This window comes from Candidatus Avelusimicrobium sp., assembly GCF_051874775.1.
Lineage (GTDB): Bacteria > Elusimicrobiota > Elusimicrobia > Elusimicrobiales > Elusimicrobiaceae > Avelusimicrobium.
The window spans coordinates 1-10,311 of the sequence record NZ_JBJEGE010000025.1; the positions used below are offsets into that span (position 1 = coordinate 1).

Annotated in this window: 10 protein-coding genes, 1 tRNA gene and 1 other RNA gene; 7 read left to right on the forward strand and 5 right to left on the reverse strand. The window is 48.3% G+C overall.

The genetic code is table 11. From position 1 onward, the window contains the following. Positions 1–367 precede the first annotated feature (367 nt). Positions 368–714, reverse strand: a transfer-messenger RNA (tmRNA) gene (gene ssrA / locus ACI351_RS04910). A gap of 89 nt (positions 715–803) precedes the next feature. Between ssrA and ACI351_RS04915 the strand changes: the two genes are divergently transcribed. The 4 genes from ACI351_RS04915 (at position 804) to pssA (ending at position 2,884) form a co-directional block, all read left to right on the forward strand. After that, positions 804–1,220 (forward strand): NYN domain-containing protein, encoded by a 417-nt coding sequence (locus tag ACI351_RS04915; protein WP_439734129.1) that lies wholly within the window; start codon positions 804–806, stop codon positions 1,218–1,220. Positions 1,221–1,284: 64 nt separating this feature from the next. Beyond that, positions 1,285–1,367, forward strand: a tRNA-Leu gene (locus ACI351_RS04920). Positions 1,368–1,413: 46 nt separating this feature from the next. Beyond that, on the forward strand, positions 1,414–2,082 hold the full coding sequence (locus tag ACI351_RS04925; protein ID WP_439734130.1) for a phosphatidylserine decarboxylase: 669 nt from the start codon (positions 1,414–1,416) through the stop codon (positions 2,080–2,082). Positions 2,083–2,089: 7 nt separating this feature from the next. Beyond that, positions 2,090–2,884 (forward strand): CDP-diacylglycerol--serine O-phosphatidyltransferase, encoded by a 795-nt coding sequence (gene pssA / locus ACI351_RS04930; protein WP_439734131.1) that lies wholly within the window; start codon positions 2,090–2,092, stop codon positions 2,882–2,884. A 125-nt stretch (positions 2,885–3,009) separates the two neighbouring features. Here pssA and ACI351_RS04935 read toward each other — a convergent pair whose 3' ends face one another. Then, complete coding sequence (locus ACI351_RS04935; RefSeq protein WP_439734132.1) at positions 3,010–3,924, reverse strand: magnesium transporter CorA family protein; 915 nt, start codon at positions 3,922–3,924, stop codon at positions 3,010–3,012. 74 nt (positions 3,925–3,998) lie between these two features. Beyond that, entirely contained in the window at positions 3,999–5,330 is a 1,332-nt protein-coding gene (locus ACI351_RS04940; RefSeq protein WP_439734133.1) for an alanine/glycine:cation symporter family protein, read from the reverse strand. 64 nt (positions 5,331–5,394) lie between these two features. Between ACI351_RS04940 and ACI351_RS04945 the strand changes: the two genes are divergently transcribed. Then, positions 5,395–6,138 carry a phosphorylase family protein gene (locus ACI351_RS04945; protein ID WP_439734134.1) on the forward strand — a complete coding sequence of 248 codons (744 nt, stop codon included), beginning with the start codon at positions 5,395–5,397 and terminating at the stop codon, positions 6,136–6,138. Positions 6,139–6,210: 72 nt separating this feature from the next. Here ACI351_RS04945 and ACI351_RS04950 read toward each other — a convergent pair whose 3' ends face one another. Next, entirely contained in the window at positions 6,211–7,701 is a 1,491-nt protein-coding gene (locus tag ACI351_RS04950) for a protein kinase domain-containing protein (RefSeq protein ID WP_439734135.1), read from the reverse strand. A gap of 83 nt (positions 7,702–7,784) precedes the next feature. Between ACI351_RS04950 and murI the strand changes: the two genes are divergently transcribed. Continuing rightward, entirely contained in the window at positions 7,785–8,585 is an 801-nt protein-coding gene (gene murI, locus ACI351_RS04955) for a glutamate racemase (protein WP_439734136.1), read from the forward strand. Continuing rightward, positions 8,582–9,274, forward strand: a complete 693-nt coding sequence (locus ACI351_RS04960; protein WP_439734137.1) for a polyphenol oxidase family protein — start codon at positions 8,582–8,584, stop codon at positions 9,272–9,274. The genes murI and ACI351_RS04960 overlap by 4 nt, the downstream gene beginning before the upstream one ends. A 138-nt stretch (positions 9,275–9,412) precedes the next feature. Here the strand turns inward: ACI351_RS04960 and gatB are convergent. Further along, a partial coding sequence (gene gatB / locus ACI351_RS04965; RefSeq protein WP_439734138.1) for an Asp-tRNA(Asn)/Glu-tRNA(Gln) amidotransferase subunit GatB occupies positions 9,413–10,311 on the reverse strand: 899 nt, incomplete at its 5' end.

A 10,311-nucleotide genomic window follows, 5' to 3' on the forward strand; every position in this document is an offset into this window, starting at 1 on the left:
TAATCGGCCAGCGCCTGCGCGACGCGGCGGACATTTTCAAAAGTAAAATTCCACGCAATTACGCCTCTCCAACCGTCGGTACCGAACTTAATTTCCGTTGCCATATTCTCCCCCTTACATATAAGACAAAACTGTTTTCCAATTTCCGCACGAATATATTTCTGCCGTCTATCGCCGCCTTTCGCCCGTTTATAAAATCCGTTTGCGCGGAACCAAAAGGCATTTTACCTGTCCGACTGTAAGGAGTTGTAAAATGCCCGCGCAAAACTGGGTTTTATGGGCATTGGCGGCCAGTCTTTTTCGTTCTTTTTCTGCTGTCAGAAAAAGAACAAAAAACTTTTTACTTCCTATACTTTTTCAGCCGAAAAAGTGGAGGTGGGGGGATTCGCACCCCCGTCCGAACATCCTCTCCTCTCAGGCGCTACAAGTTTAGCTTCGCTTATTTAACCGCAAACTAAGCGCGAAGCGGCACGTTTGCGGTTTGGTTCGTTAGTCTTAGGCAAAACCGGACGAACCGCGCCCGCTTTGCAGCATTCCATATAATAACCGCTGTCCTTTAGCGTATGGAAAACACCAAAGGCGCGGTGGGACTAAGCGTTAGCCCAAGCGACTTGATTGTCGTTAGTTATTTTTTTGGTCCTATTTTAGCCGGCCTGACCAACCGGCACTTGCTCCCGAGCGGCAACAGATACCCGTCGAATCTATTACACCCCCGAAAATACGGAAATTGTCAAAGACCTGCTTTTTCAAATGAGTATTATATTGTATCATTTTCTTATAACAATTTTTAGCTTCAATGGCAAATGGAAATGTATACTAGTACCAAACCCACTGTTTATTTGATTGACGGCCTCAACCTTGTACGCAGCTTTTTATACCAGTTTGCCCGCACGGAAGAGGACGTAACTGCCGAGTTCTTGGATTTTTTGGCCGAAATTTCCCAACACGAACGATACGCTATGCATACATACGAAGTGATTTTTGACGGCACTTACCGTACCGTCGGGCCCTTGTACCGCGGCGGGGTGCATATTTCGTTTTCCGAAGATGCGACAGCAGACCAAATCATCTATGAACGCGCGGACTACTTACACCAGAATGGACGGCGCGTCATAGCGGTGACGGACGACCGTCTGCTGCAGGAAGATTTAAAAAAGCTCGGCGTAAAAACCCAATTTTGCCGCAAGTTTTACAACGGGCTTAAACTGCCCGAAAAATAATCCTGCAAGCGCATTGACAAAAATAGTGCAAAAGCGCGCGTTTTTTGTTAAAATAAAAATAAGAGGGCTGGTGGCGGAATGGCAGACGCGACAGACTTAAAATCTGTTGACCGCAAGGTCGTGGGGGTTCAAGTCCCCCCCTGCCCACTCTTATTTCTCCTGCCATTCAATTTACCCCGCCAGTATAAAAAATATGTTAGAAGACATTAACCGTACATTCGTTAAATGTTTTGGTTGGGTTTCCACCGTTTTGCCTATGGGGCTTAAATTTTTTGCTATCGGGGCAGTTGTTTCCGCCTTTTTATTATTTTTCGGCTGGCGTTTAGCTGGCGGCATCGCCTTACTGGCTGCCTGTTTCTGCGCGTATTTCTTCCGCGATCCGAAAACGAACGTCACATTTGCCGATGACGAAATCGCCTGTCCGGCCTGCGGCACAGTTCTATCCATTAAAACAGAAGACGATCCGAACTCTGTTGTCGTGCGTATTTTCCTTTCCGTATTTGACATTCACGTCCAGCGCGCGACCGTAACCGGTAAAACCGGCGACATTTTCTACAACAAAGGCACTTTTTTATTTGCCAATAATCCGGCGGCCGACAAAAACGAACGTAACCTTATCCAACTGTTTAAAGACGGCGATCCGGAACGTTTTGCGCACGTAGAACAAATTACGGGTGCGATTGCTCGGCGCATTGAATGTTGGGTAAAACCGCAGCAAGACATTAAAGCCGCGGAACATTTAGGATTGGTGCGCTTCGGTTCCCAAGTGGCCGTCTATATGCCGAAAAACAAAGTACGCATTATGGTCAAAGAAGGGCAAAAAGTTCAAGGCGGTATTACAGTACTTGCACTGTGGAAATAGAGGCTTTATGCAAAACGAAAAAAAAGCGAGCAACGTAGTCAACAAACTTAAACACACCGGAGCAGTAACGGCTCCTTCGCTGTTTACGCTGGGAAATTTGGCCTGCGGTTTTTTTGCGATTATCTCTGCCTCCAAAGGACACTTTGCCCACGCGGGCTGGCTGATTTTATTTGCTATGGTGTTTGATATGTTCGACGGGCGCATAGCGCGCCTCTTGGGCAGCGAAAGCAATTTTGGCGTGGAAATGGACTCGCTGGCCGATGCGGTTTCGTTCTGCACGGCGCCCGCACTTTTAATGTACTTTTTTGTACTTCATACACAACCCGTTTGGGGTGCCCCTATTGCCTGCGTATACGCGAGCTTTGGGGTACTGCGCTTGGCTAAATTTAACGCAATGGCCTACGCAGGGGAAGGCTCAAAAAAATACTTTTCCGGTCTGCCCACTCCGGCGGCGGCGGCCATTTTGGCTTCGTTTGCTATTTCTTACAGCATTATGGAAGGAAATATGGGCGGACGCAATATTCATTTGCTGACCGTTTACCTGCCGCATTTGTATAATTTTGTATGGTTTGCGATGCTTATTTTGTCGCTCTTGATGGTATCCAATATTCCGTACGCAGCATTTAAAGCTAAACGCGAAAAAGGCCTGTCTGTATGGATGTTGCTCTTAATCGTGTTTTTGGTGGTAATGCTGATCCGCTTCCCGCAGGACGTGATTTTCATCGTATTCTCACTGTATGTAGTATTTGGTCTGTTAGCCGTACTCTACCGCGCATTCCGCGGCATTAAAGTGGAAAAATAAGTTTTTTAGACATGTAAACTGCCACGGGCTCCCGCCCGTGGCAGTTTATTCTTAAAAGCAAGAACGAGCAGAAAAAACCTTTCTGCCCGTTCTGCGAATTGTAGAAGTTAAGTACAGCCGTTATCTTACCAGTTTTTATGCCGCCAAAAAATCATTACCAGCCAAATCAAAATTAAACAAATTCCCATCAGCATCCAAAACGCGTGCGGATGTTGGGACATCGGCAGCGCAACGTTCATCCCGTATGCGCTTACGACAAGCGTCGGCACCATCATCCAGATAGTAATTACGTTTAATTTTTTAATCAGCAGGTTTAAGTTATTGCTGACAATGGACGCGCGCGCCCCCAAGAGCTGCGCCAGAATGTTGGAGTAAATGTCCGCCTGCGTTTTACATTGCATATTTTCAACAATAATATCATCAAGCATTTCTTCATCTTTCTCGTCAAAACCGATACGCGCGGACAAGTTCCGCATTTTTTCAAACACAAAACCGTTGGAGGTAATGGCTTCTGCATAATAGACCAAGCTTTTTTCAAGGCTGAATAAATTAAACAGATATGTATTGTCCATTGCTTCGGTCATTTTATCTTCGATTTCTTCCGAAATCATATGGATAATACGCAAGTGTTCCACATAATGCGAAATAGAATTGTATACCAGTTTTAAGAAAATTTCTTTAATAGTAGAAACCGCCAAAAAACGCTTACCCACAAACAGCGGAATATCTTCGGCAAGCACAACGATAAGCTTATCCTCAAACAAAAACATTCCCACGGAAGCCACCTTAAATTCCAGCTGGTCTTTACCGGAATAATTTTTGGGCCGTTTATAAATGGTAACGATATGTTCCGGCTCAAACTCCAAACGGGGAAGTTCGTCCGGATCCAGTGCGGAAGTAAGCGTATGCTCGTCAATTTGATACGAATCCACCAAAAAACGCTGCTCTTCTACCGTTGGGTTCGTGTACACATACACCTGCGCTGAGGCGGAATCGGTTTCCAACAGTTTTTTATTTGAGATAACGTATTTTTTGAGCATATTTTCGCCTTACGGTTTGCGGTTATATTTAAATGATAGCACCTAAAAACAGGCTTGTAAAGTTTTTTGCCGCCTTAGCGCGTATTTTGCGTCAACTCATCTGCTAAGTATTTTTTCGTTTCGGAAACAACCTCCCCACGAAGCAGCCACAACGAAAGCAAATTAGGAATACACATTACGGCTATCGCCGTATCGGCCAGTTCCCATACCAGTTTCGGGCTTAAAAAACCGCCCACCCCCATTACCACCAGCCACATCCAATATACGGGTTTTTCCACCTTGCCGCGCACAACAAAACGCACTGCCGCGGCCGTATAATAACTCCATCCCACCAGTGTACTAAAAGCAAACAACGTTAAGGCTGCCAGCAACAGCACGGGGCCGCCCGTTACCGAAGAAAAAGCACTCTGCGCCAACTCCGCTCCGAACAGTCCTCCGCTAAAGTTCCCCGCCACCACTACCGCCACACCGGAGAGAAAGCAAATCACAAGCGTATCCCAAAATACGGTGGTGGCCGAAATCAGCCCCTGTCGCACGGGATTGGGCGTTTTGGCCGCAGCTGCGGCAATCGCGCCCGATCCGCTGCCCGCCTCGTTGGAAAGCACGCCGCGCGACACCCCGTAACGCACCGCTTCTTTAACGGTGACTCCCACCGCGCCGCCCAGTGCGGCCGAACCTGTAAATGCTTCCCTTATAATTCGCCATAACGCGTCCGGCAGTTGGGGCAAATGCGTAACAAGGATCCACAAACAAAGCAACATATATAATACCGCCATAAACGGTACCAACCATTTGCATACGGCAACAATTTGCTTTATCCCGCCCAAAATGACAGTTCCCGTCAACAATACCGCGATTCCCGTCGTCCATCCCGCCGGAACATTCAATACCGAATTATATACAGCCACCAGCGAATTGGTTTGAATCAGCGCATCGCCAAAACCCATTAGCGCAGTGGCCCCCGCAAATATGACGGCCCACTTAGGCATATTTAAACCGTTTTTCAGCACATACATCGGCCCGCCGACATATTCCCCTGTTTCGTTTTTTTCGCGGTATTTGACAGCCAATACCGCTTCCGCATACTTAACCGCCATTGCAAATACTGCCGAAAGCATCATCCAAAAAAGTGCCCCCGCACCTCCCGTGGACACCGCCGCCGCTACGCCTACGATATTCCCCGTGCCCACCATCGCCGCCAACGCCAGCACAAGCGCCCCAAAACCGCTAACGGATCCCGCCGCGCGGCTTTCTTGAACCGATAACGACACCGAACGCAGCAAATGACGCTGAATAAATTTTAGTTTCCACGTAAAATAAACGCCCGCGCCAGCAATCAAGGCGAGCATTGGAACGCCCCACAAAAAAGCGTTCATCCTGACAATTAAATCGGTTATTGTTTGCATATTTTTATTTCCGTTCTCTTTTGGTATAGTATAAAAAATACTATAATGGGAAATTATACCAAATATGACTCTTTTATTCCCCCAAAAAAATAAACTATCGCGGCCCGCGCTAATTACGCCGCAAGCATACGCGCAGCAATTTGCGCGAAATGTAAAACTGCCTCCCAAAGCGGTATTGTGCCCTATTTCCCCGCTGACCAAATACGTGGAAAACCATACGCGGTGGAAAAAATATTTTTGCTTGGCCGACATCTATATACTGGAAGGCAAAAATGCCTGTTATGTCACCGGATTCGGCTCCGGCGCACCCGCGGCAGCGACCGTAGCGGAAATGCTTATCGCGTGCGGCGTAAAAGACATTTTCTTTATCGGCTTATCCGGCAGTTTACAGGAAGAAATATTGGCCGCGGACCTTGTGTTGTGTCAGGAAGCACTGTGTGCAGACGGCGTTTGCGCGTGTTACACGCGGCGGGAAATCATACGGGCCGACAAAACCCTGTTAAACAGCTGGGCAAAAACACTAAAAGAAGTCGGAAAAGATTTTCACTTAGGAAAGAACTGGACCACAAACGCGTTGTTCTGCGAAACAAAAGCCGAAATAAAACATTACCAAAAACACGGGGTACTGACAGTAGATATGGAAACGGCGACAATATATGCGTTGGCTAAAAAACGCGGAGTGCGTGCGGCAGCCGCATACGCAGTGAGTGACGAGCTCTTCCGGCTGACGTGGGAACCGCATTTTGGGGATAAACGCATCTTCCGCCAGTTGGAAGCATTATTTGAAACATCGCTTCAAACACGTTAAACCGAAAAAGCGCAACGCAAATTCCCTAAACGCAATCATCCGTCTCTATTAAACTCGCCGGTTAAACAAAACTCAATAATGGGTTTCTTCCAGTTCATCTTCCAACGGGTCAATCGCTTCCAGACGGCTCCAAAATTCGTCAATAGACTGGATGCGTTCTTTCGGATCCTCTTTCAGTGCATCCGCCAACAAACCGTCCACGGCCGGCGGAATATGCGGCGCCAGTTTGGATGCGGGAACAATTTTTTTGTTGGCAATGTCGAAGCCCTTTACCGTCCACGGCACCTGCCCGACAAGCGCCTCATACAAACAAAGCGCCAGCGAGTATACATCCGACTGCTTGCGCATAAATCCTTTCTGCTGTTCAGGCGCCATATAAGCGGGAGTGCCCGCCACCGTACGCGCGCCGGTTTCGTGGTCAATAGATTTTCTCGCCACGCCAAAATCCATTACTTTGGCTTGGTCGTTACCGTAAATCATAATATTTCCGGGTTTTAAATCGCAGTGAATAATGTCCTGCGAGTGGGCGTAATGAAGCCCGCGGCAGACATATTCAAAAATTTGCTTGGCTTTGGAGAACGGCAGCCGCCCGTCAATATCCAAACGGGTTTCAAGCGTTTGTCCGTCCACGTATTCAAATACTAAATAAAGCGCACTTTCGGACTCAATAACCGTGTAAATTTCCACAATGCACGGGTGACGCAACAGCGCCACCATACGCGCTTCTGACAAAAACTGTTCGCGCACGTATGCGCTGCGCACCAGTTCCGGCCGCACGCGCTTGATGGCGGCTTTGCGCTTAAGCACTTTATCATACGCTTCGTACACTTTGCCCATACCGCCTTCTCCGATTTGGCGGATAAAATCGTATTGTTCTTTTACTTCCACTTCCCTGCGGGAAAAAGCGTTTTTCGGCTGGTGGAATACATCCTCATAACGCCAATAAACATACAGCAAAATTGCTGCAAATACCGCCACAAAATACATAATAAACCACGTAGGGGACGATTTTTTTTGCGGGGCGGCAGGCTGCGTTTCCTGTTTGCGCACGACAAAAGTTTTCTTATCCAATTCGGCCTGATATTTTTGCGCCAAACTGGATTTAGGATTCAATTTAAGCGCGGTATCCAAATCTATCTGGCAGCGTTCGTACTGACCTTGTTTTAAATAGGCCCCCGCACGTAAAATATACGCACGTGGATCCTGCGGAGTAATGGCTATCGCTTGAGCAGCGTAGTAAATCACATCGTCGTATTTACCCAATCCGTCGTACGCAAGAGCTAAAGTAAGGTAAAACCGGTTGTCCAAAAAATTATGTGAGGTAAGTTGTTCAATCCGCTTAATCACTTCTTCATTCTGGCGGAGTTTAAGTTTCTCGTTTAAGGAAGCGATTTCAGCATCACGGGCTTTTTGATTAAATACCTGCGCTTTGGAAGGTGTATTGGTTTGCGCGGAAAAGTTTCCCTCCACAATCAGCGGAGTGACGGAATCCGCCGCGGCAACCCAACTGCCACATACCAATAACAAGGCACCCACCAACAATAGGATTCTTTTTTTAAGCATACAGATATTCTAGCACAAACTAGCGCAACTGGAAAATGTTTTCTATCCTGCATGTACTGCCCGATAATTACTATAATTAAAATATGAACAAACAAGCTATCGGCGTTTTTGACTCCGGTTTGGGCGGACTGACCATCCTCAGCGCACTGCGCAAGCGCCTGCCCAATGAACACCTTATCTACTTTGGAGATACGGCCAATGTACCCTACGGTTCCAAATCAAAAACCGCAGTAACGCGTTTTTCTCTCGCCATTGCGCGCTTTTTGCAGGAACAGGGCGTAAAGCTTATCGTTGTAGCTTGCAATACGGCCTCCGCGCTGGCACTTGCCGAACTGCGTAAACAAATTTCCATCCCTGTGATAGGCGTTATTGAATCCGGCGCAGAAAAAGCCGTACGTTCCACCAAAAACGGAAAAATCGCCATCTTAGGGACGGAAGCCACTATTAAAAGCCGCGCCTATCCCAAAGCCGTTCTAAAACGGAAAAAAACGGCAGAGGTTTTTCAACAGGCTTGCCCGCTTTTTGTACCATTAGTGGAAGAAAACTGGGCGCACACGCCCGTGGCGCGCTTGACGGCAAAAACATATTTGGCATCCATCATAAAATCCGGTGCCGATACCGTAATTTTGGGCTGCACGCATTACCCCGTTCTAAAACCCGTCATTGCCGGTATGCTGGGGAAAAAAGTGACGATAGTGGACTCGGCCGACACTCTGGCCGAAACCGTCGAACGGCTTTTAGCCCAAAACCGACAAGCCGCCCCCAAACGCAAAGGGCGCCTGACCGTTTTCGTCAGCGACGATCCGAAACGCTTCAAACGTCTTGCGGGCTGTCTACTGTCCGAAAAAATCGGTACGGTACGCCTCAAAAAATTAAACGTATGAATATATACGCAGATAACCGGATGCTTTCCGAAGGATTAATCGGAGGAACTGTCTCCCGTCACGCGGGGGATATGCGCCAAACCGCCAACCAAAACGAGGTCTTTGGCAAATTGGGCATACCTCAGGATAAAATGCTGCGCTTTCATCAAATCCATTCGGACAAGATTATCCGCATTGCGTCCGACGCGGATGCTCTTTCGCTGTTAAGCCGCCCAGCACAAGATGCCGACGCGTGGATTTTTTCGTGCGGCGGCTGGGGCGGTGTCATTCAGACGGCCGATTGTGTACCACTTTTTTTGTGGGATGAAACTGCCAATGTTTTTGCTCTTGCGCACTGCGGCTGGCGCGGCGTGGCGGCGCAGCTTCCTTATAAAACCGCACTGGCAATGAAAGAGGCCGGTGCACAAGGCCTCATTTATGCATGGGCAGGACCACACATCCAAAGCTGCTGTTTTGAGGTACAGGAAGATGTAGCACGCCAGTTTTCCGTGTGCAGTGTCATTCATAAAGAAGGAAAAATTTTCGTGGATTTGAACGCGGAAATCAGTTTACAGCTCCAGTTAGCGGGGCTCACGGCCGCTAACCTGAAAACGCCGTACTATTGCACCTGCGGCGACAGCGAAAACTTTTTTTCTTGGCGCCGCGACCATATTCGCCAGAACTTGCTTTCATTTATTTATAAACCATAAAAACTATCTCCGACTAATTACCGCAGCGTATTTATCACTATAGTACAACTTCTGGAAATCTGCCAAATATTCTCTGTAAGATAGGCAAAAAAACGCGGAGCCTTACCAGACTCCGCGTTTATAAACTTCCCGTACAAATTATCCAAGCAACTTGCCAAGCATCTGGCTGATGATACGCGGATTGGCTTTGCCTTTGCTCATCTTCATCACTCCGCCCACGAGCGCCCCGATAGCAACCTTATTACCTTTTTGGTAATCGGCCACAGCTTTGGGATTGGCGGCAATGGCGGCCTTGGCCCATTCTTCCAGCTGGCCTTCGTCGCTCACCTGCACCATACCGCGTTTTTCCACCACGGCGGCAGGGGCTTCGCCCGTTTTCCAAATTTCGTCGAACACTTCGCGGGCCTGCTTGCGGTTGATTTTGCCGCTTTCGGCCATTTCCAAAAGTTCCGCCAGGCGCGCGGCCGGGATGGGAGAATCCTGGATTTCCTTCTTTTCGGCGTTAAGCATACCCAAAAGGTCGGTTTGAATCCAGTTGGAAGCGGTTTTTAAAGACACTTTGCCGCTCTTGGTGACTTCTTCAAAATAGTCCGAAATTTCGCGCGAACTCGTCAATACCCCCGCGTCATAAGCGGAGAGCCCGGCCTTTTCAAACCGCGCTTCCTTGGAAGCGGGCAGTTCCGGCATGCCTTTTTTGATGCTTTCGAGCCATTCTTCCGCAAGTACCACGGGCGGCAAATCGGGTTCCGGGAAGTAGCGGTAATCCAGCGCGTCTTCTTTGGAGCGCATGGGTTTGGTGACCAGTGCTTCTTTATCCCACAGGCGCGTTTCCTGTTTGACTTGGCCGCCCGCATTCAAAATTTCCGTTTGGCGGCCGATTTCGTACGTCAGCGCGTCTTTAACGGCTTTAAACGAGTTCAAATTTTTGATTTCCGCGCGCGTGCCGAATTTTTCCTGCCCGACGGGGCGCAACGAAATGTTTACGTCCACGCGCAGTTCGCCTTTTTCCATATCGCAGTTGGACGCACCCACCCAGC

What these genes read in the sequence shown, in the direction of transcription:
- ACI351_RS04945 (WP_439734134.1), top strand. Translation starts at nt 5,395, where the DNA reads ATGACTCTTTTATTCCCCCAAAAAAATAAACTATCGCGGCCCGCGCTA.
- ACI351_RS04915 (WP_439734129.1), top strand. Translation starts at nt 804, where the DNA reads ATGGAAATGTATACTAGTACCAAACCCACTGTTTATTTGATTGACGGC.
- ACI351_RS04935 (WP_439734132.1), bottom strand. Translation starts at nt 3,924, where the DNA reads ATGCTCAAAAAATACGTTATCTCAAATAAAAAACTGTTGGAAACCGAT.
- pssA (WP_439734131.1), top strand. Translation starts at nt 2,090, where the DNA reads ATGCAAAACGAAAAAAAAGCGAGCAACGTAGTCAACAAACTTAAACAC.
- ACI351_RS04960 (WP_439734137.1), top strand. Translation starts at nt 8,582, where the DNA reads ATGAATATATACGCAGATAACCGGATGCTTTCCGAAGGATTAATCGGA.
- murI (WP_439734136.1), top strand. Translation starts at nt 7,785, where the DNA reads ATGAACAAACAAGCTATCGGCGTTTTTGACTCCGGTTTGGGCGGACTG.
- ACI351_RS04940 (WP_439734133.1), bottom strand. Translation starts at nt 5,330, where the DNA reads ATGCAAACAATAACCGATTTAATTGTCAGGATGAACGCTTTTTTGTGG.
- ACI351_RS04925 (WP_439734130.1), top strand. Translation starts at nt 1,414, where the DNA reads ATGTTAGAAGACATTAACCGTACATTCGTTAAATGTTTTGGTTGGGTT.
- ACI351_RS04950 (WP_439734135.1), bottom strand. Translation starts at nt 7,701, where the DNA reads ATGCTTAAAAAAAGAATCCTATTGTTGGTGGGTGCCTTGTTATTGGTA.